This is a genomic window from Hydrogenophaga taeniospiralis CCUG 15921, assembly GCF_001592305.1.
GTDB lineage: Bacteria > Pseudomonadota > Gammaproteobacteria > Burkholderiales > Burkholderiaceae_C > Hydrogenophaga > Hydrogenophaga taeniospiralis.
This window is the reverse complement of the sequence record NZ_BCWR01000011.1, coordinates 144,991-169,581: the sequence shown is the minus strand read 5'-3', so window position 1 is coordinate 169,581 and position 24,591 is coordinate 144,991. Positions and strand designations below refer to the sequence as shown.

24 protein-coding genes are annotated in these 24,591 nt (G+C 68.0%); 13 read left to right on the top strand and 11 right to left on the bottom strand.

Features of this window, described 5'->3' with window-relative positions; genetic code table 11:
• Positions 1-24: 24 nt before the first annotated feature.
• The 9 genes from HTA01S_RS14985 to HTA01S_RS26025 all read left to right on the top strand — a co-directional run bounded on the left by HTA01S_RS14985 (position 25) and on the right by HTA01S_RS26025 (position 6,215).
• A complete protein-coding gene (locus tag HTA01S_RS14985; protein ID WP_068173263.1) occupies positions 25-390 on the top strand; it encodes a hypothetical protein in 366 nt (121 codons plus the stop codon).
• Positions 391-420: 30 nt separating this feature from the next.
• A complete protein-coding gene (locus HTA01S_RS14980; protein ID WP_068173260.1) occupies positions 421-906 on the top strand; it encodes a hypothetical protein in 486 nt (161 codons plus the stop codon).
• Positions 907-1,176: 270 nt separating this feature from the next.
• Positions 1,177-2,676 (top strand): nitrogenase iron-molybdenum cofactor biosynthesis protein NifE, encoded by a 1,500-nt coding sequence (nifE, locus tag HTA01S_RS14975; RefSeq protein WP_068173257.1) that lies wholly within the window; start codon positions 1,177-1,179, stop codon positions 2,674-2,676.
• 21 nt (positions 2,677-2,697) lie between these two features.
• The gene (nifN, locus tag HTA01S_RS14970) at positions 2,698-4,098 is read left to right on the top strand and encodes a nitrogenase iron-molybdenum cofactor biosynthesis protein NifN (protein ID WP_068173254.1); all 1,401 of its coding nucleotides are present in this window, start codon (positions 2,698-2,700) and stop codon (positions 4,096-4,098) included.
• A gap of 18 nt (positions 4,099-4,116) precedes the next feature.
• Positions 4,117-4,527, top strand: a complete 411-nt coding sequence (gene nifX / locus HTA01S_RS14965) for a nitrogen fixation protein NifX (protein WP_068173249.1) — start codon at positions 4,117-4,119, stop codon at positions 4,525-4,527.
• Positions 4,524-5,018, top strand: coding sequence for a NifX-associated nitrogen fixation protein (locus HTA01S_RS14960; RefSeq protein ID WP_068173247.1), 495 nt, complete (start codon positions 4,524-4,526; stop codon positions 5,016-5,018). The genes nifX and HTA01S_RS14960 overlap by 4 nt, the downstream gene beginning before the upstream one ends.
• A gap of 133 nt (positions 5,019-5,151) precedes the next feature.
• Complete coding sequence (locus HTA01S_RS14955; protein ID WP_068173244.1) at positions 5,152-5,352, top strand: CCE_0567 family metalloprotein; 201 nt, start codon at positions 5,152-5,154, stop codon at positions 5,350-5,352.
• Between the two features lie 25 nt (positions 5,353-5,377).
• Entirely contained in the window at positions 5,378-5,686 is a 309-nt protein-coding gene (gene fdxB, locus HTA01S_RS14950; RefSeq protein WP_068173241.1) for a ferredoxin III, nif-specific, read from the top strand.
• Between the two features lie 184 nt (positions 5,687-5,870).
• Entirely contained in the window at positions 5,871-6,215 is a 345-nt protein-coding gene (locus tag HTA01S_RS26025; RefSeq protein WP_068173238.1) for a nitrogen fixation protein NifQ, read from the top strand.
• Positions 6,216-6,218: 3 nt separating this feature from the next.
• On the opposite strand, the gene HTA01S_RS14940 is transcribed toward HTA01S_RS26025, so the two are convergent.
• From HTA01S_RS14940 to HTA01S_RS14930, 3 genes are read right to left on the bottom strand one after another with little or no spacing between them, the layout of a single operon-like run.
• Positions 6,219-7,136 (bottom strand): DMT family transporter, encoded by a 918-nt coding sequence (locus tag HTA01S_RS14940; protein WP_068173235.1) that lies wholly within the window; start codon positions 7,134-7,136, stop codon positions 6,219-6,221.
• Positions 7,137-7,140: 4 nt separating this feature from the next.
• Positions 7,141-7,719: a methylated-DNA--[protein]-cysteine S-methyltransferase gene (locus tag HTA01S_RS14935; RefSeq protein ID WP_084236130.1), complete on the bottom strand. Its 579-nt coding sequence runs from the start codon at positions 7,717-7,719 to the stop codon at positions 7,141-7,143.
• On the bottom strand, positions 7,716-9,329 hold the full coding sequence (locus HTA01S_RS14930; RefSeq protein ID WP_218017358.1) for a DNA-3-methyladenine glycosylase 2 family protein: 1,614 nt from the start codon (positions 9,327-9,329) through the stop codon (positions 7,716-7,718). Before HTA01S_RS14930 ends, HTA01S_RS14935 begins: the two co-directional genes overlap by 4 nt.
• A 138-nt stretch (positions 9,330-9,467) precedes the next feature.
• Between HTA01S_RS14930 and HTA01S_RS14925 the strand changes: the two genes are divergently transcribed.
• The 4 genes from HTA01S_RS14925 (at position 9,468) to HTA01S_RS14910 (ending at position 13,988) form a co-directional block, all read left to right on the top strand.
• Positions 9,468-10,850, top strand: coding sequence for a phosphomannomutase/phosphoglucomutase (locus HTA01S_RS14925; protein ID WP_068173233.1), 1,383 nt, complete (start codon positions 9,468-9,470; stop codon positions 10,848-10,850).
• A gap of 48 nt (positions 10,851-10,898) precedes the next feature.
• On the top strand, positions 10,899-11,762 hold the full coding sequence (locus HTA01S_RS14920; protein ID WP_068173229.1) for a glycosyltransferase family 2 protein: 864 nt from the start codon (positions 10,899-10,901) through the stop codon (positions 11,760-11,762).
• The gene (locus HTA01S_RS14915; RefSeq protein WP_068173226.1) at positions 11,755-12,555 is read left to right on the top strand and encodes a glycosyltransferase family 2 protein; all 801 of its coding nucleotides are present in this window, start codon (positions 11,755-11,757) and stop codon (positions 12,553-12,555) included. The genes HTA01S_RS14920 and HTA01S_RS14915 overlap by 8 nt, the downstream gene beginning before the upstream one ends.
• A gap of 146 nt (positions 12,556-12,701) precedes the next feature.
• Complete coding sequence (locus HTA01S_RS14910) at positions 12,702-13,988, top strand: O-antigen ligase family protein (RefSeq protein ID WP_068173223.1); 1,287 nt, start codon at positions 12,702-12,704, stop codon at positions 13,986-13,988.
• A 16-nt stretch (positions 13,989-14,004) separates the two neighbouring features.
• On the opposite strand, the gene HTA01S_RS14905 is transcribed toward HTA01S_RS14910, so the two are convergent.
• From HTA01S_RS14905 to HTA01S_RS14870, 8 genes are all read right to left on the bottom strand, one after another.
• Positions 14,005-16,005 carry a 3-deoxy-D-manno-octulosonic acid kinase gene (locus tag HTA01S_RS14905; RefSeq protein WP_068173220.1) on the bottom strand — a complete coding sequence of 667 codons (2,001 nt, stop codon included), beginning with the start codon at positions 16,003-16,005 and terminating at the stop codon, positions 14,005-14,007.
• Positions 16,006-16,019: 14 nt separating this feature from the next.
• Positions 16,020-16,760: a glycosyltransferase gene (locus HTA01S_RS14900; protein WP_068173218.1), complete on the bottom strand. Its 741-nt coding sequence runs from the start codon at positions 16,758-16,760 to the stop codon at positions 16,020-16,022.
• A 231-nt stretch (positions 16,761-16,991) separates the two neighbouring features.
• Entirely contained in the window at positions 16,992-18,353 is a 1,362-nt protein-coding gene (locus HTA01S_RS14895) for a TolC family outer membrane protein (protein ID WP_068173215.1), read from the bottom strand.
• Between the two features lie 55 nt (positions 18,354-18,408).
• On the bottom strand, positions 18,409-18,756 hold the full coding sequence (locus HTA01S_RS14890; RefSeq protein WP_068173212.1) for a rhodanese-like domain-containing protein: 348 nt from the start codon (positions 18,754-18,756) through the stop codon (positions 18,409-18,411).
• 4 nt (positions 18,757-18,760) lie between these two features.
• Complete coding sequence (locus tag HTA01S_RS14885; protein ID WP_068173209.1) at positions 18,761-19,456, bottom strand: protein-L-isoaspartate O-methyltransferase family protein; 696 nt, start codon at positions 19,454-19,456, stop codon at positions 18,761-18,763.
• Positions 19,457-19,498: 42 nt separating this feature from the next.
• Positions 19,499-22,693, bottom strand: a complete 3,195-nt coding sequence (locus HTA01S_RS14880) for an efflux RND transporter permease subunit (protein WP_068173207.1) — start codon at positions 22,691-22,693, stop codon at positions 19,499-19,501.
• 9 nt (positions 22,694-22,702) lie between these two features.
• Positions 22,703-23,902, bottom strand: coding sequence for an efflux RND transporter periplasmic adaptor subunit (locus tag HTA01S_RS14875; protein WP_068173205.1), 1,200 nt, complete (start codon positions 23,900-23,902; stop codon positions 22,703-22,705).
• The gene (locus HTA01S_RS14870; RefSeq protein WP_068173202.1) at positions 23,899-24,582 is read right to left on the bottom strand and encodes a TetR/AcrR family transcriptional regulator; all 684 of its coding nucleotides are present in this window, start codon (positions 24,580-24,582) and stop codon (positions 23,899-23,901) included. The genes HTA01S_RS14875 and HTA01S_RS14870 overlap by 4 nt, the downstream gene beginning before the upstream one ends.
• Positions 24,583-24,591 lie beyond the last annotated feature (9 nt).

Below are 24,591 nucleotides of genomic sequence, written 5' to 3'. Positions count from 1 at the left end.
CTACTTTCTCTATTGAGGTGCTTTATGGTCAACGCGACGTCCAGTGCTTCGCCTGTACCGGCTCCTCCGTCACTGGACGTGGTCCACGTCAGGACCACCCTGGACGGCCGCCGGGTGGAGGTGATTGATGGCTGGGTCTGTCTGGCGGGTGTGCGGGAGACCGACAGCCTGATTCCGCTTGATGAGCATCCGAACCGCCAGGCGATTGCGCTGGCCTTGCCCGGGGCTTCGCATGTGGCGGGCCGTCTGCCGCTGACGCTGGCCGAGGCCGCTGTGGCGCAGGGCGCGCTGTCGGCCGCGCAACGCCATTTCGACGCCAGCCCCGCGGGCATCACGCAGCGCCTCCGCAAGGCGGTGTGGACCAAATCCGCCACAGATGGTGTGGAATGAAGCCGAGTTGCGTGGCCATCGGAGAAGACCATGATCTATGTGGTGGAAGTGCCCGAACACGCCGCGCCGCGCGCGTGGTTCGCTTACGACGAGGCCGACTTCGCGCGCAAGGTCGCGGCGGGTGACACGCTGGAGCCCTGGGAGATCCACGACCAGCTGACCGCGCGGTGTCTGCTCGAAGACATGGGCCACGCCGAGGTGGATGCGCTGGCGCGCGAGTGCTACCCGGCCATCTGCGCGCTGGGCGACAGCCACGGCTGGGACACGGCCCTGTACCGGGCCGACCACCTGCTGGGTGCTGGCGTGCTGAGTGCCGAGCCGGTGAGCGAGACCGCCGCACACGAAGCCGCGCTGGCCGCGCGCGGCGGGCTCACCTGCGTCTACCACGGCGACCGCGACGCCATCGGCGCGTTTGAAGGGGCCGACCCACGCATCGCCGGCCCGGCGCACTGGCACGCGCGGCGTGCGCTCTACGAGCAGTTGGTGGCGCTCGAAGTGCTGGCCGACGACAACTGACCCGGCGCTGCCGGGACGCCCGGCACACCGGCGGTTGCGCCTTGCCGCCCATCCCCCCAATGGGCACACATCCGCAAGGACTTGTTCAGCGTTTCCCTGGGCCTTGAGCCCCGTGCGCGATGTCGGAAAACCGCCGTCGCAATCCCTTCAAAACCGCCACGACTCAGGCGATTGAACCGCCATGGGCGGCGGAACGCGCCTTCACGCGGCGTTTTCTGGCTGGCACCCAAATTGCAATGAGGACCACAACCCACTTCTCTGGAGTCCGCCATGTCTGTATCGCTCAAGGCCAAGATCGCCGACGTGTTCGAGGAGCCCGGTTGCGACAAGAACCAGGGCAAGAGCGAGAAGGAACGCAAGAAGGGTTGCACCAAGCAGCTCTCCCCCGGCGCGGCCGCCGGTGGCTGCGCGTTCGACGGCGCCAAGATCGCGTTGCAGCCGGTGGTGGACGTGGCGCACCTGGTGCACGGTCCGATCGCCTGCGAGGGCAACTCGTGGGACAACCGGCACAGCGCCTCGTCGGGATCGCAGCTCTACCGCAGCGGCTTCACCACCGACATCAGCGAGCTCGATGTGATCTACGGCGGCGAGAAGCGTCTGTTCAAGTCCATCCGCGAGATCATCGAAAAGTACGACCCGCCCGCCGTGTTCGTCTACCAGACCTGCGTCACCGCGCTGGTGGGCGACGACATCGAGGCGGTGTGCCAGCGCGCCAGCGCGAAGTTCGGCAAGCCGGTGATCCCGGTCAACGCGCCGGGTTTCGCCGGTCCGAAAAACCTGGGCAACAAGCTCGGCGCCGAAGCCCTGCTGGACTACGTGATCGGCACCGTCGAGCCGGCGTTCACCACGCCGTACGACATCAATATCATTGGCGAATACAACCTGGTCGGTGAACTCTGGCAGGTCAAGCCGCTGCTCGATGCGCTGGGCATCCGCATCCTCTCGTGCATCTCGGGCGATGGCCGCTACAACGAGATCGCCAGCGCCCACCGCGCCAAGGTCAACATGATGGTCTGCTCCAAGTCGATGATCAACATCGCGACCAAGATGGAGCAGCGCTACGGCATCCCGTATTTCGAAGGGTCGTTCTACGGCATCAGCGACATGAGCGAGACCCTGCGCCAGATCGCCAGCCTGCTGGTGAAGCAGGGCGCGCCCGACGACCTGATCGAACGCACCGAACGCCTGATCGAGGTCGAAGAAGCACGCGCCTACAAGCGCATCGCCGAATACAAGAAGCGGCTGCAGGGCAAGCGTGTGCTGCTGATCACGGGCGGTGTGAAGTCCTGGTCGGTGGTGGCGGCGCTGCAGGAGGGCGGCATGGAGATCGTCGGTACCAGCGTCAAGAAGAGCACGAAAGAAGACAAGGAAAAGATCAAGGAGATCATGGGCGAGGGCGCCGACGCCCACATGATCGACGACATGACGCCGCGCGAGATGTACGCCATGCTGCGCGACGCCAAGGCCGACATCATGTTGTCGGGCGGGCGCTCGCAGTTCGTCGCGCTCAAGGCTCGCATGCCCTGGCTGGACATCAACCAGGAGCGCTACCACCCCTATGGCGGCTACGAGGGCATGGTGGAGCTGGTGGCCGAGATTGATCGCGCCATCTTCAACCCGGTGTGGCAGCAGGTGCGCATCCCCGCGCCCTGGGGCGACGATGGTGAGAGTCTGGGTGCGATCACGTCCACCGTTGCGACCACCACCGACCACCTGAGCGGCATCGCGGCAAGAGCGATGGGTCTCGAACCCGAAGAAATCCCGGTCTGACGCAACCCGCAGGAAACCACCATGGCACGCGTCGTCGAATCCAAAAAGGCCTGCACGGTCAACCCGCTCAAGATGAGCCAGCCGCTGGGCGCGAGCTTCGCCTTTCTCGGGCTGGACGCCTGCATGCCGGTGATGCACGGCTCGCAGGGCTGCACCTCGTTTGGCCTGGTGCTGCTGGTGCGGCACTTCAAGGAGGCCATTCCGCTGCAGACCACGGCGATGAACGAGGTCACCTCCATCCTGGGCGGCTACGACAACATCGAGGCGGCGCTGCTCAACATCCGCAAACGCGCCGCGCCCAAGCTCATCGCCATCTGCTCCACGGGCCTCACCGAAACCAAGGGCGACGACGTGGACGGCTACATCGCCACGGTGCGCAAACGCAAGCCCGAGCTGGACGACACCGAGATCGTCTACGTGTCCACGCCCGACTACGTGGGCGCGTTTGAAGACGGCTTCCAGCACGCCATCACCGCCATCGTGAAAACGCTGGTCAAGCCGCTGCCGGTGGTGGCGAACCAGATCACGCTGCTGCCGGGCAGCCACCTCTCGCCGGGCGACATCGATGAGCTGCGCGAGATTGTCCAGGCCTTCGGCCTGGACCCCATCGTGCTGCCCGACATCTCGGGGTCGCTCGACGGCCACATCCCCCCCGACTGGCGCGGCACCACGCTGGGCGGCACGACGCTGGACGACATCCGCCGCGCCGGCGCTTCGGCCTTCACCCTCGGCGTGGGCGAGCAGACCCGCGAAGGGGCCGAGGCCCTGCAGGCCATCTCCGGCACGCCGCTGGAGATCTTTGAGCGGCTGACCGGCCTGGAGGTGAACGACCGCCTGCTGCAGCGCCTCTCGCAGATTTCGGGGCGGCCGGTGCCGGCCAGGTACCGCCGCCAGCGCAGCCAGCTGCTCGACGCCATGCTCGACGGCCATTTCTACACCGGGGGCGTGAAGGTGGCCATTGGCGCCGAGCCCGATCTGCTGCTGGCCGTGGGCGGCCTGCTGCACGAGATGGGCGCCGAGCTGCGCTGCTGCGTGAGCACCACCAAGTCCGCCGCGCACGCGCTGCTGCCGGCCCAGGAGGTGCTGCTGGGCGACCTGGAAGACCTGGAGGCGGGCGGGGCCGATTGCGACCTGCTGATCACCCATTCCCATGGCCGCCAGGCGGCCGCGCGCCTGGACAAGCCGTTCCTGCGCATCGGCTTTCCGGTGTTCGACCGCGTCGGCAACGCCCACCGCGTGCAGGTGGGCTACCGCGGCACCATGAACCTGATCTTCGAGATCGCCAACCTGATGATCGAACGCATCGCGCACCACCACGTGGGCGACTGGCCCCTCACGCCCGAGGCCCGGCGCGCAGCGACCCACATCGCTACAAGCACCGAAGCCCCGGACACCACCACACTGGCTTCGGCCAGTGCCTGAATTCCAAGGAGAAATGTCATGAAAATCGCCTTCGCCACCCAGGACAAGGTGCACGTGGATGCGCACTTTGGCTGGGCCAAGAGCATCGTGGTGTACGAGGTCACCCCCGGATCGCAACACTTCGTCGAGAGCTTCGAGTTCGGCGACAAGCTCGAAGAAGACGGCGACGAGGACAAGCTCGCGCCCAAGCTCGAAGCGATCCAGGACGTGGCCATCCTGTACGTGGCGGCCATCGGCGGCTCGGGCGCGGCGCGCGTCGTGGCCATGAAGATCCACCCGATCAAGGTGCCGCAGCCCGAACCCATCGCCACCATCCTGGACAAGCTGCAGGCGGTGCTGCAAGGCACGCCGCCGCCCTGGCTGCGCAAGGCCATGGCCAAGGCCGGCGAGCGCGTGCACGACTTCGAAGACGACGAGGTGACCCCATGACCGCCAGCGCCAGCATCGACACCCCCAGCGACGCCAGCAGCGACGAGGCTCTGCTGGCCACGCCCTTCGTGCAGCAGCTCATCAAGCAGATGCGCGCGCAGGACACGCACGGCACCTGGGATGGCAAGAGCGACCTGCAACTGCTCAAGCCCTACATCCACACCGCCGAGGAGCGCCGCGCCCTGCCCATCCTGGGCGACCCGGACCCCGAGACGCTGTGGCACCTGGAGATCTTCTACAACGCCATCGCCGTGGCGATCGAGCGCGAGACCGGCCAGATGGTCTCGCCCATGATGAAGATGAGCCACGAGGGCTTTGGCCGCATGGTGCTGATCGCGGGCCGGCTGGTGGTGGTGAACAAGCAGTTGCGCGACGTGCACCGCTTCGGCTTTCCCTCGCTGGCCAAGCTGGCTGCCGCGGGCGGCAAGTTCCTGGAAGAAGCCGTGACCATGATCCGCAGCTACCCCGAGGTGGCGCAGTACGGCGCATAACCATGGGAATACACCTCCGCGCTGCCTTCGGCATCATCCCCTCAAGGGGGGGCCAGCAGCGGCCCGGCGAAGCCGGTTCCGCGCTGGCCCTGGGTGGGGGCGGTGTTTCCCCTCAAGCCATGGAGCAACCGACATGAACACAGACACCGACGAACTGAAGCTGCGCGTGCGCAAGCTCAACGCCCAGGCCACGCAGGCCAAGATGGACCTGCACGACCTGTCCGAGGATCTGCCCACCGGCTGGGAAAAGATCCCCGAAGTGTCCCGGCGCTGCCACGACGCCCACGCCGCGCTGATGGCGGCGCGCCAGGCGCTGGCCGCGGCCACGGACTGAACACGCCCCCGACGGAGAGAACCCCATGAGCCAGACCTTCAACGTGACCTTGCCCAGCGGCGCCACCTGGACGCCGACCTTCGTGGCCGCGCTGGACGAGGAAAAGTGCATCGGCTGCGGCCGCTGCTTCAAGGTGTGCCCGCGCGGCGTGCTCGAACTCGTCGGCCTCAACGAGGATGGTGAATACGTGCACGTCGATGAGGACGACGATGATGACGACGAGTACGAGAAAAAGGTGATGACGCTGGCGCACAAGGAGCTGTGCATCGGCTGCACAGCCTGCGCCCGCATCTGCCCCAAGAAGTGCTACACGCACGCAGCGGCCAGCTTGTGAGATGAGCCCACCCCCGTCGCTTGCCCGCTTCGCGTGGCCGCATCCCCCGTCAGGGGGACAGCACCAGCCATCCGTCCTGAGGTTGTCGAAGGGCGGCCCGGCGGTGTCCTCCGGTCCGATCACTTCATGCGTCGCGGATGGCGCTCCGACGCCGAGCCCCGACTGGGCTGCGCTGGCCGTTCGCATGCAGGCGCGGCGCGACGAGATCGACGACCTGATGGGCCTGCTGCGCGACCACACCGACCCCGCGGCCGGCAGCGCCGAGGCGGCCGAGGCCGTCGCCTGGGCCATCGCCTGCGCCAGCCTGGGCGACCAGCACCTCTGGCAGGACCTGCGCCTGCCCTCGCGGGCCGAGCTCTCGGCCCTGATCGGTCACTGGTTCCCGGCGCTGGCGGCGCGCAACACCCAGCACATGAAGTGGAAGAAGTTCTTTTACCGGCAGCTGTGCCTGCGCGAGGACCTGCTGATCTGCAAGTCGCCCAGTTGCGGCGTCTGCAGCGACCACAGCCTGTGTTTCGGCGCCGAGTGAATCTCAGGCGCTGGCGCGGCGCTCCAGCCACTGCAGCCGCACCAGCCCGGTGGACAGCGCGGTGCCGCAGACGATGATGAGCCCGCAGATCACCATCCAGGGCGTGATGCGCTCGCCCAGGAAGAACACGCCGTAGAGCAGGGCGAACACCGGCACGAGGAAGGTGACGGTGAGCGCCTTGCTCGGGCCGGCCTTTTCGATGATGCGGAAGAACAGGATGTAGGCGATGGCGGTGCAGAACAGCGCCACCGCGGCCAGCGCGCCCCAGGCCGTTGGGCTCACGGGCTGCTCGGGCCAGAGCCACAACGTGGGCAGGGCCAGGCCCAGAGCCGCGCCGATCTGGCTGCCGGTGGCGGTGGCCAACGGGTGGGCGCCGGTGAGGTAACGTTTGGTGAAACTTGCGGCGATGCCGTAACACAGCGTGGCCAGCAGACAGGCCCCCATGGCCAGCAGGGTGGTGCCGGTGGACTCGGCCCCGGCCCCGGCCACCCCGGTGGCACCGGACTTGCCGATCACCAGCAGCGTCACGCCCGCGAAGCCGATCGCCAGGCCCAGCATGCGCGAGCCGCCCGGGCGGTCCTTGAGCCAGAGCCAGGCCACCACCGCGCCCAGCAGCGGCACCGTGGCGTTCAGGATGGACGTGAGGCCGGTCGTGATGTGCATCACCGCGAAGGCGAACAGCGCAAACGGGATGCCCGAGTTGAGCAGGCCCACGAAGAGGATGGGCTTGGCGCGGCGCACGAAGTCGCTCCAGACGCCGGGGACCAGAAAGGCCGGCAGCAGGAACAGGGAGGCCAGCGCCACGCGCAGGCCCGCCGTGGGCAAGGCGCCGAACTCGGCCGCGCCCAGGCGCATGAAGAGAAAGGACGAGCCCCAGAGGGCGGCGAGCAGGATGAATTCGAGGACGAGGGCGGGTGACATGGGCTCAGTGTGCCGCCAAAGGCTGTGCGGCGGTATGGCCGGTTGATGCTGTTTGCCCCGGCGATTGATGCGCTTTGTCGATCAATGCGCCTTCGAGCCGCAACAGGGCCCGCTTGCGGTCCAGCCCGCCGGCGTAGCCCGTGAGGGCGCCCTGGCTGCCGACCACGCGGTGGCAGGGCACCACGATGCCCAGCGGATTGCGACCAACGGCCGCGCCCACCGCGCGCACCGCGGCCGGCCGTTCGATCTGGCGCGCCATGTCGCCGTAGCTGCGGGTGTGGCCCGCCGGGATGCCGAGCAGGGCCAGCCACACCGCTCGCTGGAACGGTGTGCCGCCCGAGAGGTCCAGCGGCAGGTCGAAGTCCAACCGTTCGCCCTGGAAATAGGCGTCCAGTTGCGCGGCGGCGGAGCGCAGCAGGGCGTGGTCGTGGTCGACGGGCCAGCGCTGCACCTGTTGCGGCAGGGGCAAGTGGCGTTGGTCGGCGTACCACACGCCGGCCAGCCCCCGGGGGCTGGCGGCCAGCAGCAGCGGGCCCAGGGGGGAAGGAATGGTGGTTTGAACCGCTTGCGGTAGGAAGCTCATGGTGTGTCGTCCTGGGTGGGGGGCTCGGTGAGGGCCTCGATGGGGTTCTCGGCGCCGTTGGTGGCGCAGGTCGTGGCGCCAGGGGGCTCCGGGCGGGCGTGGCAGCCGGCCCAGGCGCGGACCACGGCGTAGCTGCGCCAGGGTTGCCAGGCGGCGGCCTGGTCAGCGGCTGCAAGGGCGGCGGCGGGGCCTTTCAGATCGGCCAGGCCCAGAGCCTGGTGCAGCGCCACGTCGCCACGGGGCCAGGCGTCGGGCCAGCGCAGGGCGCGCATGGCGATGTACTGCGCGGTCCAGGGGCCGATGCCGGGCAGGGCCAGCAGGGCCTGGGTGGTGAGCGCCAGGTCGGCGTGGCCGCTCAGGTCGAGCTGGCCGCTGGCCACGGCGCGCGCCAGCGCCTGGATCGCGGCCTGGCGCTGGCGCACGATGCCCAGCTCGCCCAGCGCCTGCGGCTCGGCCTCGGCCAGCGCCTGGGGCGTGGGAAACAGGCGGTGCAGGGCCGGTTCGGGCGTGGTGATGGGTTCGCCGAAGCGCTCCAGCAGACGGGTGGCCAGCGTGCGCGCCGCCGCCACGGTGATCTGCTGGCCCAGCACCGCGCGCACCGCCAGCTCGAAGCCGTCGAAGCAGCCGGGCACCCGCAGACCGTCGCCACCGGGGAAGTCGGCCTGCAGCACGGCGTTGATGGCCTGCGGGTCGGCGTCCAGGTCGAACAGCGCGCGCACCCGCCAGATCACGCTGGGCAGCACCGCGTGCAAGCTGTCGCTCACGCGCAGCAGCAGCCGGTGGGCCGTCGGGTCGAGCTGCGCGTCCAGCCAGCCGGTGTGCGGCTGCCCGGCCACCGTCAGCCGCACCGTGCGCTGCAGGCGCAGGGCATCGGGCTGCACCCATTCCACGCCGGGCAGCGCGCGGGTGCCCAGGAAGCCCAGCATCGCCACCGCGTCGTACGGTGGCCGCCACGACAGGCGCACCGTGCCAGCGTGGCCGGCCGGTACGCGCGAGGGCGTGGCCAGGGTCAGCGGGTTGCGGCGCATCTGGGTGGGGCTCAGGCCGTAGCGCGCCTGGATGGCCGCGTTGAAGCGGCGCAGGCTGGCGAAACCGCTGGCCAGCGCGACCTGGGTGACGGGCAGGGTGGTGTCGGCCAGCAGCTGTTTGGCGGCGAGCAGCTTGCGGGTCTGCAGGTACTGCAGCGGGGAGACGCCGAGCCGGGCCTCGAAAATGCGCCGCAGATGGCGGTCGCTCACGCCCATGCGGTCGGCCAGCCGGTTCACGGTGGCGCCTTCGGTCGCGGCGTCCAGCCAGGTCTGGGGGTCGTCGAGCAGGCGTGTGGCCTGTTGCACCAGGATGGTGGAGGCGTCTTCCACCGACCAGTGGCGCTCCAGCGGCGCCAGCTCGGGGCGGCAGCGCAGGCAGGGGCGGAAACCGGCCCGCTCGGCCTGGGCGGCATGGTCGAAGAAACGGCAGTTCTCGCGCCGCGGCGTGCGCACCCGGCAGACCGGCCGGCAGTAGACCCCGGTGGAGGTGACGCCGATGAAAAAACGTCCGTCAAAGCGCGCGTCGTGCGAGCACAGGGCGCGGTAGCGGGCGTCGTCGTCGGGGCGTCTTGGGGTGTCCATGGGCTGCATGGTACGGCGATCACAGGGGTCTGACTGGCCGTTTCCGGACATGTCCCTGCCTGACGGGCAGCAAAAAGCGCACCAGCCCGGCCACCTACAATCCACGGTATCGGCGTATCCAGAGATTGAGACAATTACATGCAAGTTGCCGCATCCATCTTCAAGGCCTACGACATTCGGGGCGTGGTCCCGGCCTCCCTCAACGAGGCGGTGGCCGAGGCCCTCGGCCTGGCCTTCGGCACCCAGGCCCGCCAGCAGGGCGAAAACACGGTGGCCGTCGGCCGCGATGGCCGCCTGAGCGGCCCGGCCCTGTCGGCCGCCCTCATCCGCGGCCTGGTGGCCGCCGGTGTGGACGTGATCGACATCGGCCTGGCGACCACCCCCATGCTGTATTTCGCGGCCAGCACGCTGTGCAAGAGCGGCATCCAGGTCACGGGCAGCCACAACCCCAAGGACTACAACGGTTTCAAGATGGTGCTGGGCGGCCGCGCCATCTACGGTGAGGACATCCAGGCCCTGCGCCGCATGATGGAGACCGATAGCCACCGGTTCGCCGACGATGGGCGCGTGCGCCACGTGAATGTGCTGGCGCCCTACACCGATCGCATCATTGGCGACGTGAAGCTCTCGCGGCCGATGAAAGTGGTGGTGGACTGTGGCAACGGCATCGCCGGGGCTTCGGCGCCGGCGCTGTTCCGCGCGCTGGGCTGCGAGGTGATCGAGCTCTTCAGCGAGGTCGATGGCAACTTCCCCAACCACCACCCGGACCCGAGCAAGCCCGAGAACCTGCAGGACGTGATCCGCACCCTGCGCGAGACCGACGCCGAGCTGGGCTTGGCCTTCGACGGCGACGGAGACCGCCTGGGCATCGTGACCAAGGACGGCAACAACATCTACCCTGACCGCCAGATGATCCTGTTTTCCCAGGACGTGCTCTCGCGCGTGCCGGGCGGCAACATCGTCTTCGACGTGAAGTGCTCGCAGCGTCTGGCCCCGGCCATCGAGGCCGCTGGCGGCGTGGCCCACATCTACAAGACCGGCCACTCGCTGATCAAGGCGCGCATGAAAGAGCTGGACAGCCCGCTCGGCGGTGAAATGAGTGGTCACATCTTTTTCAAAGAGCGTTGGTACGGCTTTGACGACGGCACCTACGCCGGCGCGCGCCTGCTGGAAATCCTCAGCCGCAGCCCCGACGCGAACGCCGTGCTCAACGCCTTGCCCACCAGCTTCAGCACGCCCGAGCTCAACGTGGCCTGCGCCGAGGGTGAGCCGCATGCCGTGGTCGAAAAGCTCGTGGCGCTCGCGCATTTCGACGCGCCCGCAAAGGTCTCGACCATCGATGGCGTGCGTGTGGACTGGCCGGACGGCTTCGGCCTGATCCGGGCGTCGAACACCACGCCCGTGCTGGTGCTGCGTTTTGAAGGGCACACCACCGAAGCCCTGCACCGCATCGAAACCGCCATGCTGGACCTGCTGCTGCAGGGCAAGCCGGACGCGGTGGTGGGTGCGAGCGCCCATTGAGTTCCCTTGAGTCCGTCCTTACCAGCGCAGCCACCTGAAACAGCACCCGTGGTCGCGGCCTTGCTGAACCAGGTCACCGTGGTGGTGGTGACCCACGAGAGCGCGCACTGTCTGCGCGGGCTCGATGGCCTGCTCTCGCAGTGCCCGCATGTGATCGTGTCCGACAACGGCAGCGCCGACGGCACGCCCGAGCAGGCGCAGCAGCTGTGGCCGCACGCCCGCGTGCTACGCCACGGTCGCAATCTGGGCTTTGGCACCGCCAACAACTGCGCCCTGGCGGAGGTGCGGACCGGGTTCGCCTTCTTGCTCAACCCCGATTGCCAAGTCACGGTCGAAGGCCTGGGGGCGCTGATCTCGGCCGCGAACGAACTGAGCGACGCGGCGATCCTGGCGCCCCAACTGGTCAGCGTTACCGGCAAGCCCGAGATCAACTACCGTTGGCCCAAGACGCTGTGGACATCCACGGGGCCGCGGGCCAGTGGTCCGGTCTGTGTGGGTTTCGTCTGTGGTGCGGCCATGTTGTTCCGCATGGCCCGTTTCGAGTCGGTGGGTTTTTTCGACGAACAGTTTTTCCTGTACTACGAAGACGACGACCTCTGCCTGCGGCTGTTCAACGCCCACCTGCCTATGGTGGTGCTGCCGCAGGTGCTGGCCGTGCATTTCTCGCGGGGCTCGGTCAAGGGGGCCGCGCCGTGGCGCAGCGAGTACGTGCGTGGTTACCACCATGCGCAGTCCAAGCTGATCTTCGCGGTGAAGCACCAGTCGCTTGCGGCCGCGTTGCGGCTGCGCCGTTTTCTGTTGCTGACGACCACGCTGGCGATGCCGTTGCGGCTCATCGCCTTCTCGCCCAAGCTGCTGGCGCGCATGTGGGGTCGGTGGATGGGTTTGATGGAGTGGAAACGTCATGATTGAAGATCAAGACAAAAAACCGACTCTGTGCATCGGCATCCTGACGCTCAACGAAGAGCGCCGCATCGCCGCGTGCATCGACAACGCGGCTTTTGCCGATCAGATCATCGTGATCGACAGCGGCAGCACCGACCGCACCCGCGAGATCGCCGCCGACAAGGGCGCCGAGGTCCATCTGTACGCCGACTGGCAGGGCTTTGCGGTTCAGCGCAACCGCCTGCTCGAACATGTGCGCACCGACTACATCTTCTTTCTCGACGCCGACGAGACGATTCCCGCGCCGCTGAAGCAGGAAATCCAGCATGCGGTCGAAACCCGCAGCGAAGCGGTCTGGAAAGTCTTCTGGGAGCAGGTGGCCTTTGGCACACCGCTCACGCGCATGACCAAGGTGGCCGGTGGCGTGAGGCGCCTGTTCGCCATGTCGAACATCCTGCGCTACGAGGGCGTGGTGCACGAACACGCCATCCTGCGCCACCCGGACACGCCCGAGCGGGCCTTCAAGGGCCGTTTGCTGCACCACTCCCGCGAGACCGTCTATGGCAGCCTGCTCAAGCTCGCGCAGTACGCGCAGCTCGGCGCCGTGCGGCGTGCCCAGGCCGGGAAAAAGGGCGGTATCCGGCGTGGCCTGGCGTCGGCCCTGATGAATTTCGTGCGGTTCTATTTCTTCCGCAAGGGGTTTCTCTGCGGAGGACCGGGCTTTCTGTTCTGCCTGGTGGTTTCGCTGGAGTGCTTTTTCCGGTACGCGATACTGAAATACGATCCGATGTCGGAAAACGCGGATGTGGTCAAGCGATGAATCCAGGTGCCCAAGCCGATGTACAAGACCCGGGGTTGCGAAAAATGTCCACGTTGTTGGGCCCCGGTCGAAACACGCTACAAAAAAATGACTCTCGTGAAACCCACGTTGCGCAGCCGATGGAACGACATGACGGTGGCCATCCCATGAGCCTGCCGCGTCCCGGCGCCGGGATGGACGTCCTGTGCAGCAAAGCCGCCGCCCTGACCCTGGTGGCGGTGTTCGCCGCGTTCCCGGTGTCCGTGGCGCTGGCCAACTCCCTGATGGCGTTGACCCTGCTGCTGCTGCTGCCGCGGGTGTTCCGGCACGGCACCCGATGCGTCGATGCCTCGATCCTCAAGAACCCGGTGGCCTGGCCGGTGTTCTGTCTGGCCGCCTACATCCTGCTCGCGGCCACCTGGTCGCCAGCCGAATGGATCGACATCGGGGGGTATTTCAAGAAATACCTCAAGTTCCTGCTGCTGCCCATCTTCATCACGCTGCTGTTCGAGAAGAAGACGCGGGTGCTGTGCTGGAAGGCCTTCGCGCTGGCCATGTTGTTCACCCTGGTGTCCACCTGGCTCAACGTCTGGATCTCCATCCCCTGGTCGCGCACCGACAACCAGGGCTTTGGCGTGGACCACACGGTGTTCAAGGACTACATCTCCCAGGGCATCATGATGGCGTTCTTCGTGTGCCTGTGCGCCTATTGGGCCATCCGGGCGCACTCCCGCAAGGCCGCCGTGGGCTGGTGGCTGGTGGCGGCGCTGGGTGCCGCCAGCATCCTGTTCCTGTCCGCGGGTCGCACCGGCTACTTGAGCCTGCTGTTTTCGACTCTGGTGTTCGGCATCTTTTTCGTGGGGGCCCGCATCAAGAAGGTGCTGGGCATCCTGGTCGGCGCCCTGGCCGTGCTGACCGTGGCCTTCCTGGTGTCGCCGCAGTTCCAGCACCGCAGCATGCAGGCCTGGGAAGAGGCGCGCAGCAGCAGCCTGTCCACCGTGACCTCGGTGGGTGCGCGGGTGGAGGTCTGGCGCTTCGTGGTGAAGAACTCGTCGGAACGGTCGCTGCTGGGCGCGGGAACGGCGTCGTATCCCGTGCTGGCCCAGAACTATTTCAAGGACCCGCAGTTCTGCGCCACGGTCTGCCCGCATCCCCACAACCAGTTTCTGCTGTTCTTCTTCGAGCTCGGCCTGGTGGGGCTGGTGTTGTTCTTCTGGCTGCTGTTCGTGATCGTGCGCCAGGCCTTCCGGTATCCGCGGGCCCATCGGGCCCTGATGCTGTCCTTCGTCGCCGTGCTGGTGACGTCCAACATGACGCACAGCTCGTTCTGGCTGTCCACCGAGAGCCATTTCTTCATCTTGATGATGGCGCTACTGATGGCGTCGGCCGGTTCGCGCCGTGCCGTGCAGTCACCGGGCGCCGCAGCCGACGCTCCGGCGCAGTCGCCGCCTTGACGGCGCTCGCCGGCGCCTAGACGGGCCGGGGTTCGGGCGCGTTGTAGCCCTGCAGCAGGTGTTCCCAGTCCGCCTCGTGCCAGTGGAACACCGGGAGCCGGCCAAGCTCCTTGCGCAGCGAGCGCAGAAGACGGGCCAGGTTGTCCGGTTTCCAGGTGTCGCCGGGGCGCAGCGCGCACTTGTCGAAATCGACGATCCAGGCCCGGCCCGAACCGTCCAGCAGCAGGTTGTGGCAATTCAGATCGGAGTGAAAGACCTGGTGGTCGTGCAGCTGGCGGATGGCCGAGCCCAACTGGCGCCAGGCCTGGGCCGGGAGGCGTTCCTGGGACAGCATTTGTGCCACGTTGCGCGTGTCGGGGATCATCGCCACCAGAATGTCGGCGCTGTACAGCCAGCCATGTGACCAGTGTCTGGCCGCCACGGGCTGGGGCACCGGCAGGTTCCACGAGCGCATCAGGCGCAGCAGCGCGTATTCCCGCATGGCCCGGCTGTTGGCGACCGGGGTGCGTGCGTACCGGTCCGGGCTGAGCCGCGCGATCCATCCGCCCCGGCGGTAGTGCCGCAGCACCAGCGCCTGCCCGCCGGCCTGGATCAGGTGGGCCTGGCCGCGCCCGCTGCCGGTGGCCAGGCGCTGGGCGCTGGCATCGTCCGGCCTGGGCGGCTCGAAGGTCGCGGGTTCGACCCGGTCCAGCAGGGCGGGGTCGTGCCAGAGGGTCTGTGGCCCGACGACCTGCTGCACGATGCGGGTGCGGTGGGCCTCGTCACTCACGTGCCAGAGCGGGCGGATGGCGTCCAGGTGGCGCCGCGTGGCGCCCTGGTGGCGCAACACCAGCTCTTGTGCGGCCTGGCCACTGCGAGCCCATTCCTCGGGTGTTTTGGTCCAGTGCTGGACGCGGGCGAACAGCTCGTCGGCGGAGCCGACCCGCAGGCCGGCGCCGCTGCGCTCGATTTCCTCGTACAGGTTCTGGAAATTTTCCGTGTGCGGGCCGAACAGCACGGGCTTGCCCAGGGCCATGGCCTCCAGGGCGTTGTGTCCGCCGATGGGTGCCAGCGTTCCGCCAATGAAGCAGGCCGTGGCCAGCCGGTACCAGCGCACGAGTTCGCCCATGCTGTCGCCCAGCAGGATGCGCACGCCCGCGCCGGGCGTTTCACCCCGGCTGTGCCGGGCGTACACCAGACCCAGCTCGTCCAGGCGGCGGGCCACCGCCTCGAAGCGCTGCGGGTGCCGGGGCACGAGGATGAGCAGGGCATCGGGGTGGCGTGACGAGAAGCTTTTCCAGGCGGGCAGAAGCTGCTCTTCTTCAAACTCGTGGGTGCTGCCCGCCACCACGACGGTGGCCCCTTCGGCCCAGGGGGGCGGCGGTGATGCGTGCTCGGGCAGGGGTGCGTCGAACTTCAGGTTGCCGGCCAGCACCAGCCGCTGCGGCGGGACGCCGAGGCTGCGGTAGCGTTCCAGGCTCGCGGTGTCGGTGGCGCAGACGCAGGCCAGTTGCGACCACACCGGGTCCATCAGGGCATGCCAGCGCTGGTAACTGCGCAGGGAGTGCTCGGACAGGCGCGCGTTCAGCAGCACCACGGGAATGGCCCGGCGGCGGCATTGCAGCAGCAGTTCCGGCCACAGCTCGCGCTCCGTCAGGATCAGCAGCCGGGGCTGCAGGCGGTCCAGAAACCGGGCCGTGGCGCCCGGGGTGTCGAACGGCAGGTACACGTGCTGGATGGCGCCGTTCCACTGCGCGTGCAGGGCCTGTGCGCCGGTGGGGGTCTGGGTGCTGACCACCAGGGCGTGGTCCGGCCACACGGTGCGCAGCGCCTGGATCAGCGGCAGGGTGGCCTGCATTTCTCCGGCGGACGCGGCGTGGATCAGCAGGCAGCCCGACGATTCGGGCGCAGGGTGGATGAAGCCGAGCCGCTGCCCGACATGGCGCCGGTACCCAGGCTCCTTGCGGCCCCGCCACCAGAGCCAGCCCAGCATGGGCAGCACCAGCAGCCGCCACAGCAGGCGATACCCCCGGTGCATTGGGGAGGGCCGCGTCAGCGCCAATGGTCGGCGACCCACTGGGTCGGCAATACCCGGCGGTACCACTTGCCGCTCACGCCGGCGATGGCGTCGGGTGGGTTGGGCTTGCCGTGGAACGCGATGATGCGTGCGCCTTTGGGGATGGTGGGCGGGGCAAACCAGCCCATGAGGCCACGGCGCAGGCAGTGGCGCTTGAAGCTGCGGCACCACTCGTCGGGCCAGTAGTCGAGCTTGCCCTGGCGGGCCAGGTAGCCGGTGATGAACTCCTGCTCGTTGCGCACCTGCGCAATGGAGGCGGGGTAGTCGTTCTTCAGGTGTTCCAGCGCATCGGCGTGGGCGCCGATGGTGTAGAGGTAGCAGGAGGTGTTGCCCGTGCCATCGCTTTTGTCCCATTCCTTGATCACGGTGAACGCACCGGGCTGTTCGAAGAACGGGTCCAGGCTGTCGACGATGACGATGTCCAGGTCGAGAAACAGCGTGCGGCCCTGCAGGTCGTACAGCGGGTTGGCAAAGCTGGTCAGCTTGAGCCAGCCGTGGCCGAAGGTCCAGGGCTTGCGCTGGTCAAACTCGTCAAAGCCGACCGCCGGGATCGGCTTGACTTCGATGGCGGGATCGATGCCCTGGGCATCGTCGGTCAGACAGACGAAACGAAATGGCCGGTGCAGGTGGCGCCGGACCATGCTGTGCAGTTTGTTGACGTATTCGGGGCCGTATTTCTTGCCCCACTTGATGCACAGCACGTTGACTGCTTGCATAGAAGCCCTTCACTGGATCGCAGATGCCGCATGCCTTGCATGCGCCGTGCCGAAGTTTAGCGTAGCCGGCCGATCCGCCGCCGGGCCGCCCCAAGGCGGATCAGCTCCCTCGGGGGGCAGCGACCCGCGCAGCGGTGGAGCGTGGGGGCAACGGATCCGCCGCCGGGCCGCCCCAAGGCGGGTCAGCCCCCTCGGGGGGCAGCGACCCGCGCAGCGGTGGAGCGTGGGGGCCTATTTCGCCAATAGTGCGTCCACGGCCCGCAGATCGTCCACGGTGAGGCTGCCGCTGGCCTGCTTGAGGCGCAGGCCACCGAGCAGTACGTTGTAGCGGGCCTGGGCCAGATCGCGTTTGGTCTGGAACAGCTGGCTCTGGGCGTTGAGCACGTCGATGTTGATCCGCACGCCCACCTGGTAGCCCAGCTGGTTGGCTTCCAGCGCGCTCTGGCTGGAGGCTTCGGCGGCTTCCAGTGCCTTGACCTGGCCCTGGCCGGACAGCACACCGAAATAGGCGCTGCGGGTGGCCTGGATCACGTTGCGAAGCACCGTTTCCCGATCGGAGCGGGCCTTTTCCTCCAGCGCCAGGGTTTCCTTGACGCGGTTCTGGATCGCGTAGCCCGCGAACAGGGGCAGGTTGAACTGCAGACCCACGCTGGCGGTGTTGGTGCGGATGTTGCCCAGGGTGGGCTGGCTGCTGCTGGGGCCGCGGGCGACCTGGTACTGGCCCACCAGGTCCAGCGTGGGCTTGTGCCCGGCGTCGGCCTTGCGGGTTTCCAGCTGGGCGATTTCGTAGCCCTTTTCCGCCTGCAGGATCGCGGGGTGCTGGCGTTCGGCCTGCGCCACCCAGGTGTCGGGGTTGGCGGGTTCCAGCGCGGGCAGCGCGACCGGGACCACGAGGGGCTTGGGCGCCGTGCCGGTTTTGCCCACCAGCAGGTCCAGCGCCAGCTTCTTCACGCGCAGGTCGCTTTCGGCCGCGATCTCCTGGGCCAGCACGAGGTCGTAGCGCGCCTGGGCTTCGCGCGAGTCGGTCACGGTGGAGGTGCCGACCTCGAAATTGCGCTTGGCCGAGGCCAGCTGTTCGGCCACGGCGGCCTTCTGGGCCTGCACGAAGGTCAGGGTGTCCTGGGCGGCGAGCACGTCGAAATAGGCCTGCGTCGTGCGCACGATCAGGTCCTGCTCGGCCACCTGCAGCTGGGCCTTGGCCACGTCGACCGACAGCGTGCCCTGCTCACTGGTCAGGCGGTTGGCGGGGCGGTAGAGCGGCTGGCTGGCCGACAGGGCGACGCTCTGGCTGTCGGTGGCCCGGCTGGAGGGCAGGGTGCTGGTGTTCACATTGGCCCATTGGGTCCCTGCGGACAGCCCGGCCTGGGGACGCAGGCCGGCGTGGGCCTGTTCGGCCTTGGCCAGATTGGCCTCGTACTGCATGCGGGCCGACTGGAGCGTGGCGTCGAAGCCCAGCGCCGCGTCGTAGATCTCCAGCAGGCCCTGCGCCTGAGCGCTGCCCACGGCCCCCAGCGCCAGCGCCACGGCAGCGGTCAGGCGCCGCAGGGCAAACAGCGGCGAAACGGCGGGAAAGAGGGCAGATGGGGCATTCATGGCAGGTTCCTTCGGGGACAGGGCGCGATGGCAGACGGAGCTGGGGTGGTGGGCGTCAATAGACCGGCACACCCGGGTCCCGTTCGTGGGACCAGGCGTTGATGCCGCCGTGGATGTTCACCACCTCGGTGAAGCCGTTCTGCATGAGGAAATGCACCACCTGTGCGCTGCGCGCGCCGTGGTGGCACAGGCAGGCGATGGGTTGGTGGCGGTCCAGTTCCAGGTAGCGCGCGGGCACGCTGCGCATGGGCATGTGGCGCAGCTCGAATCCGTCCGGCTTGACCGACGCGGTCTGGAGCTCCCAGGGCTCGCGCACGTCCAGCACGACGGGCTCGACGCCGGGTGCCTTGGTGGCGGCCTGCTGCAGCCAGTCCTGGAGTTGGGCGGGGTGGATCGAGATCATGGCGTCAGAACTGGAAACGCGACGGTTCGGGGAAGTTGCGCAGGCGCGGGGCCACGGTGTCCCAGGGCTGGGCCGTGACGTAGGACGCGTCGCCGGTGCGCGTGACGAAGGTGGCGCGCATGACCGGCTCGTGGCCGACGATGGCGGCCAACCGGCCACCGGGGGCCAACAGCGCGAGCAGGGCGGGCGGCACTTCGGCGACCGAGCCGCTGAGCAGGATCACGTTCCACGGCGCTTCGGCGCCGCAGGCGGCGAAGTTGTTGGCTGCGGCATCGGCCACGCGCACGTCGGCGTTGGTGAGGCCGGCCTTCTGCAGGTTCTCGCGGGCGGTGCGGGCCAGGTCGGGGTCGATCTCGAGCGACACCACGCGCTGCGCCTGGCTGGCCAGCAGCGCGGCCATGAAACCGCTGCCGGCGCCGATTTCCAGCACCTTGTCGGTCGGCTGGATCGCGAGGTCCTGCAGCAGGCGCGCTTCCACGCGAGGCGCCAGCATGGCCTGGCCGTCCACGGCCGGTTGCGTCAGGGGCAGCTCCATGTCGGCGAAAGCGAGGGCCTTGTGGGCCGCAGGCACGAAATCTTCGCGGCGCACCCGCGCCAGCAGCTCCAGCACCTGGGCGTCGAGCACCTCCCAGGGGCGGATCTGTTGCTCGATCATGTTGAAGCGCGCCTGGTCGAAACTGAGGGGGGTCTGAGAAGTCATGTTTGATACTCCGGTGGGTATATTAGCCGATCCTGATGCATTTTACTGAGCGCTGGCCGCCGACCCGCTGACAGCGGGGGGCTGCGCGCCGGGCCGAGCGCCCAGCAAGCGGCGCAGCCATTGCGCCAGATCATCCATGTAGCAGTAGACCACGGGCACCACGACCAGCGTCAGCAGCGACGAGGTGATGACACCCCCGATCACCGCCTGGCCCATGGGCGCGCGTTGCTCCGAACCTTCGGTGAGCGCGAAGGCCAGCGGTACCATGCCGAACACCATGGCCATGGTCGTCATGAGGATGGGGCGCAGCCGCACGCGGGCCGCCATCAGCAGGGCGCTTTCGCGGTCCAGCGGCGCCGCGCCGGCCAGGCCCTGGCGCGCGCGGATGGCGAAGTCCACCAGCAGGATGGCGTTTTTCGTCACCAGGCCCATCAGCAGCACGATGCCGATCACCGAGAACATGCTCATGGACGAGCCGAACATCAGCAGCGTGAGCACCACGCCGATCAGCGTGAGCGGCAGCGAAGTCATGAGCGCCAGCGGCTGCAGGAAGCTCTGGAACTGGCTGGCCAGGATCATGTAGATGAAGATGATCGCCAGCGCGAGCGCCGAGACCGCATAGCCGAACGACTCCTGCATGTTCTTGGTCGAGCCGCCGAACTCGTAGCGGTAGCCGGGCGGGAAGCTCATGGTGTCGAGCACCTGGCGGATGTCGGCCGACACCTCGCCGGCCGAGCGGCCGTAGACGTTGGCGTTGATCGCCACCTCGCGGTTGAGGTTGCGCCGGTTGATCTGGTTCGGCCCGGTGGATTCCACCACCTGCGCCACCTGGCCCAGGCGCACCACGCGCGCCGTGCCGTCGGCGGCGCTGCCCACCACGAAGGGCAGTTGCTCCAGGTCGCTGGTGCGCGCGCGCTGTTCGGGCGCCAGGCGCACGTTCACGTCGTAGCTCTCGCCGTCGGCAGCGCGCCAGTTGCCCACCGTCTGGCCGGCCACCAGGGTGCGCAGGCTGCTGGCCACGGTGGCGGCGCTGAGCCCTGCGTCCGACGCGATCTCGCGCCGCAGCCGCACGTCCACGGTGGGTTTGTCGGGCTTGATGCTGGCGTCCAGATCGACCAGGCCCACGATGGGCCGCACGCGCTCCATCACCTGTTTCATCAACCGTTCCAGTTCGGCCAGATCGTCGCCCTGCAGCGAAAACTCGATCTGCTTGTTGCCGCCCACCGGATCGAGCAGGCCGGCGTGGGTGACGGTGATGCCCGGCACGGTGCGCAGGCGCTCGCGCAGCTTGGCGGCCATGGCGTCGGCGTTCAGGCTGCGCTCCTGGCGGTCCACCAGGCGCACATAGACGCTGGCGTACATGGTGCCCTGGGCGTTGCCGGTGTTCAGGGTGGACAGCGTGTACTTCACCTCGGGAAACTCGCGCAGGATCGCTTCGACTTGCCGCGTCTTGGCCTCGGTGGCCTGGAGCGAAGAGCCCACCGGCGTGTGGAAGGAGAGCGAGGTTTCGGAGAAGTCGGCCTTGGGCACGAACTCGGTGCCCAGCAGCGGCACCATGAACAGGCTGCCCACGAAGATGGCCAGCGCCAGGCCCAGCGTGGCCAGCTTGTGTTTCAGCGACCAGCGCAGCGTGCCCTGGTAGGCCTCGGTCAGGTCGTCCTGCACGCGGTCGAACCAGCCGGTGACACGGCCAATGGTCTTGTCGTACAGCGACACGGGCGCGGCGTGGTGGCCGTGCTTTTCGATCTCGGGGTCGTGCCAGATCGAGGACAGCATCGGGTCGAGCGTGAAGCTCACGAACATGGAGATCAACACCGCCGCCACCATGGTGATGCCGAACTCGTGGAAGAACTTGCCGATGATGCCGCCCATGAAGCCGATGGGCAGGAACACCGCCACGATGGACAGCGTGGTGGCCAGCACGGCCAGGCCGATCTCCTGCGTGCCGTCCATGGCGGCGTCGAACGGGCGCTTGCCCATCTGCACGTGGCGCACGATGTTTTCGCGCACCACGATGGCGTCGTCGATCAGCAGACCCACCGACAGCGTGAGCGCCATCAGCGTGATCATGTTGATGGTGAAGCCGAACAGGTTCATGAAGAAGAAGGTGCCGATCACCGAGATCGGCAGCGTCAGGCCCGTGATCACGGTGGAGCGCCACGAGTTCAGGAACAGGAACACGATCAGCACCGTGAGCAGCGCGCCTTCGATCAGCGTGCGGCGCACGTTGTCCACCGACACGCGGATCGGCCGCGAGCCGTCGGCGATCTGTTCGAGCCGCAGGCCCGGCGGCATCTCGGCACCGAGCGAGGCGACGGCGGCCTTGAGCCCGTCGGTGACGGCGATGGTGTTTTCGTCCTGCGCCTTCTGCACCTGCAGCAGCAGGGTGCGCTGGCCGTTGTAGAGCGCCAGGCTCTCGACTTCTTCGGTCGCGTCGCTCACGCGCGCCACCTGGGCCAGGCGCACCGCACTGCCGCCGCGGCGCGCCACGATGATGGACTCAAAATCTTTCGGGTTCTGCAAGCGCGAGAGCACCTGCACCACACGGTCGCGCTCGGCGGTCTTGAGCGTGCCCACCGGCAGGTCCTGATTTTCGTTGCGCACGGCGGTGGTGATCTGCTCGGCGGTGATGCCCAGTGCCTCCATCGCGGCCGGGTCCAGGTCGATGTTGACCGCGCGCCGCGTGCCGCCCACCAGCGTGACCGAGCCCACGCCGCGCACGTTCTCCAGCCGCTTCTTGAGCGTCTGCTCGGCCCAGGTGGTGAGCTCCACCGCGCTCGGCGCCTTGCCGTTCACGGGTTCTGGAATGACCGCGACGGACCAGATAGACCGCGACGCCGGGTCGAAGCGCAGCACGCGCGGCTCCTTCACGTCGGTGCGGAAGGTGGGGCGCAGGATGGCGATTTTTTCGCGCACGTCTTCGGCCGCCTTGCGCCCGTCGATGTGCAGCTGGAATTCGATGATGACGACCGACTGGCCTTCGTAGCTGCGCGAGGTGAGCGTGTTCACGCCCGCGATCGCGTTGACCGACTCCTCCACCTTCTTCGTGACCTCGCTCTCCACGATCTCGGGCGAGGCGCCGGGGTACTCGGTGGTGACCACCACCACGGGGAAGTCGATGTTGGGGAACTGGTCGACCTTCAGGCGCTGGAACGAGAACAGCCCCAGCACCAGCAGGGCCAGCATCACCATGGTCGCGAAGACCGGGTTGCGCAGGGAGATCCGGGTGAACCACATGGCGCGCGCTCAGTGGGAGGCCGCGGTGGCAGCGGCCGGCGTCGCGGCTGTGCTCGCGGTGGGCGCGAGCTTCACGGCCGTGCCTTCGCGGATCAGGCCGGCCTGCACGCGCAGCAGCGTGGTGCCCACGGGCGCCGACTTCACCCCGTCGATCACCAGCATGGGTTCGCCGTCGAGCAGGCCCTGCCGGCCCAGCGTGACGGGCACGTGGGCGATCTTGCCGTCCTGGACGATCTGGATATAGGGCTGCGGCTTGTCGTTGCGCACGGCCGAGAGGGGCACCGCTGGCGCGTTCAGCTCGCCGGTGACGATCTGGCCTTGCGCGAACAGGCCCTGGCGCATGCCGGTCACGGCGGGCACGCGCAGGTAGACCAGCACGCTGCGGCTGCCCGCCTGCACGCTGGGGTTGATGCGTGCCACGGGGGCGTCCACCGGCTGGGCCAGGCCTTCCACGCTGAGCTGGGCTTTCTGGCCGGCGACCACGCTCATGGCGTCGGCCGGGGCGAGCGCGGCTTCCAGTTCGAAGCCCGAGAGATCGACCACTTCCAGGATGCGGGCGTCCAGGCCCACGCGTTCGCCGTTCTGCACCAGCCGGGCCGAGACCTGGCCAGTCAGCGGCGAGCGCAGCGTGGTGTCGCCCAGCGCCTTGCGCGCGATGTCCAGCGCGGCCAGCGCGGCCTGGTGGTTGGCCTCGGCGGCGGCCAGGTTGTTGCTGCTGGTCTCCAGCGCGGTGGCCGAAATGAAACCCTGCTTCACCAGCGACTGGTTGTTCTCCAGCGCGCGGCGGGCAATGCTCACCTGCGCCAGCGCGGCCTGGGCCTGTTGCCCAGCCTGGCGCACGCGCGCCTGCGCCTCGGTGCTGTCGATGCGGGCCACCACTTCGCCGGCGCGCACCGTTTCGCCTTCGCGCTTGTCCAGTCCCTGCACCTCACCGGCCACGCGCGCCTTGATCGCCGCGGTCTGCAGCGCCTTGAGCGAACCCGAGACCCCCACCGCCTGGCTCAGCGCCAGCGTCTGCACGCGCGCCACGTCCTGTGGCGAGAGTTCGTACACCGGGGCCTGCTGCAGGGCCTTGGCCGCCGTGGTGGCGGCTTCGGTCTGCGTCTGGCGTTTGTTGAACGCGCGCAGCAGGCCGAGTGCCACAGCCAGCACCAGCGCGGCCAGCAGCAGCCATTTGATCCAGGAAGAACGGGTAGAGGGGTGGTTCATGGTGCGGCGGTGCGGCTGGGGGTTTCGGTGGCTGGTGCGGCGGGCTGGGCCAGCATGCCGTGCAGCAGCAGGCTGACCTGGCTGTCAATGAAACCTACGGGGTCGATCTGCTGGCTCGGCGGGCAGCACGGCGCCATGGAATGTTTCCACATCAGCAGGAAGATCATGGGCGCGATCAGGCTGTAGATCGCGTATTCGAGCTCCATGGGCCGGAATTCACCACGGTCGATGCCGCGCTGCAGCACGCGTTTGAGCAGGTCGTGGCCGGGGCCGATCACTTCCTGCTGGTAGAACGCCGCGATTTCGGGGAACATGCCGGCCTCGCTCATCACCAGCTTGGTAATGCCCGAAGCGGCCGTCATGCCGATGCGCTCCCACCAGGACCGCATGCAATAGCGCACCAGTTCGGCGCTGCTGCCGTCGAAGGCCTCCAGTTCCTCGTTCCATTCGGTGAAACGCCCGGCGATGGTCTCGCGCACCACCGCCTTGAACAGGTCTTCCTTGCTCGGGAAATACAGGAACAGCGTGCCTTTGGACACGCCCGCGCGCGCCGCGACCTCTTCCACCCGCGTGGCGGCAAAGCCCTTTTCCACGAACAGGGCCAGCGCGGCGTCCAGCAGTTCGCCTGGGCGCGCCTCCTTGCGGCGTTCGCGTTTGGTGGTGATGGGGGGAGTATTCATTTATCTAAT

Bases quoted from the DNA above. Each gene is read 5' to 3' on its own strand.
- nifX (WP_068173249.1), top strand. From the start codon at position 4,117: ATGAAAATCGCCTTCGCCACCCAGGACAAGGTGCACGTGGATGCGCAC.
- HTA01S_RS14925 (WP_068173233.1), top strand. From the start codon at position 9,468: ATGCAAGTTGCCGCATCCATCTTCAAGGCCTACGACATTCGGGGCGTG.
- HTA01S_RS14890 (WP_068173212.1), bottom strand. From the start codon at position 18,756: ATGATCTCGATCCACCCCGCCCAACTCCAGGACTGGCTGCAGCAGGCC.
- nifE (WP_068173257.1), top strand. From the start codon at position 1,177: ATGTCTGTATCGCTCAAGGCCAAGATCGCCGACGTGTTCGAGGAGCCC.
- HTA01S_RS14940 (WP_068173235.1), bottom strand. From the start codon at position 7,136: ATGTCACCCGCCCTCGTCCTCGAATTCATCCTGCTCGCCGCCCTCTGG.
- HTA01S_RS14885 (WP_068173209.1), bottom strand. From the start codon at position 19,456: ATGACTTCTCAGACCCCCCTCAGTTTCGACCAGGCGCGCTTCAACATG.
- HTA01S_RS14980 (WP_068173260.1), top strand. From the start codon at position 421: ATGATCTATGTGGTGGAAGTGCCCGAACACGCCGCGCCGCGCGCGTGG.
- HTA01S_RS14985 (WP_068173263.1), top strand. From the start codon at position 25: ATGGTCAACGCGACGTCCAGTGCTTCGCCTGTACCGGCTCCTCCGTCA.
- HTA01S_RS14870 (WP_068173202.1), bottom strand. From the start codon at position 24,582: ATGAATACTCCCCCCATCACCACCAAACGCGAACGCCGCAAGGAGGCG.
- HTA01S_RS14880 (WP_068173207.1), bottom strand. From the start codon at position 22,693: ATGTGGTTCACCCGGATCTCCCTGCGCAACCCGGTCTTCGCGACCATG.
- HTA01S_RS26025 (WP_068173238.1), top strand. From the start codon at position 5,871: ATGCAGGCGCGGCGCGACGAGATCGACGACCTGATGGGCCTGCTGCGC.
- HTA01S_RS14930 (WP_218017358.1), bottom strand. From the start codon at position 9,329: ATGGACACCCCAAGACGCCCCGACGACGACGCCCGCTACCGCGCCCTG.
- HTA01S_RS14935 (WP_084236130.1), bottom strand. From the start codon at position 7,719: ATGAGCTTCCTACCGCAAGCGGTTCAAACCACCATTCCTTCCCCCCTG.
- HTA01S_RS14910 (WP_068173223.1), top strand. From the start codon at position 12,702: ATGAGCCTGCCGCGTCCCGGCGCCGGGATGGACGTCCTGTGCAGCAAA.
- HTA01S_RS14895 (WP_068173215.1), bottom strand. From the start codon at position 18,353: ATGAATGCCCCATCTGCCCTCTTTCCCGCCGTTTCGCCGCTGTTTGCC.
- HTA01S_RS14955 (WP_068173244.1), top strand. From the start codon at position 5,152: ATGAACACAGACACCGACGAACTGAAGCTGCGCGTGCGCAAGCTCAAC.
- fdxB (WP_068173241.1), top strand. From the start codon at position 5,378: ATGAGCCAGACCTTCAACGTGACCTTGCCCAGCGGCGCCACCTGGACG.
- HTA01S_RS14875 (WP_068173205.1), bottom strand. From the start codon at position 23,902: ATGAACCACCCCTCTACCCGTTCTTCCTGGATCAAATGGCTGCTGCTG.
- HTA01S_RS14905 (WP_068173220.1), bottom strand. From the start codon at position 16,005: ATGCACCGGGGGTATCGCCTGCTGTGGCGGCTGCTGGTGCTGCCCATG.
- HTA01S_RS14915 (WP_068173226.1), top strand. From the start codon at position 11,755: ATGATTGAAGATCAAGACAAAAAACCGACTCTGTGCATCGGCATCCTG.
- HTA01S_RS14900 (WP_068173218.1), bottom strand. From the start codon at position 16,760: ATGCAAGCAGTCAACGTGCTGTGCATCAAGTGGGGCAAGAAATACGGC.
- HTA01S_RS14960 (WP_068173247.1), top strand. From the start codon at position 4,524: ATGACCGCCAGCGCCAGCATCGACACCCCCAGCGACGCCAGCAGCGAC.
- nifN (WP_068173254.1), top strand. From the start codon at position 2,698: ATGGCACGCGTCGTCGAATCCAAAAAGGCCTGCACGGTCAACCCGCTC.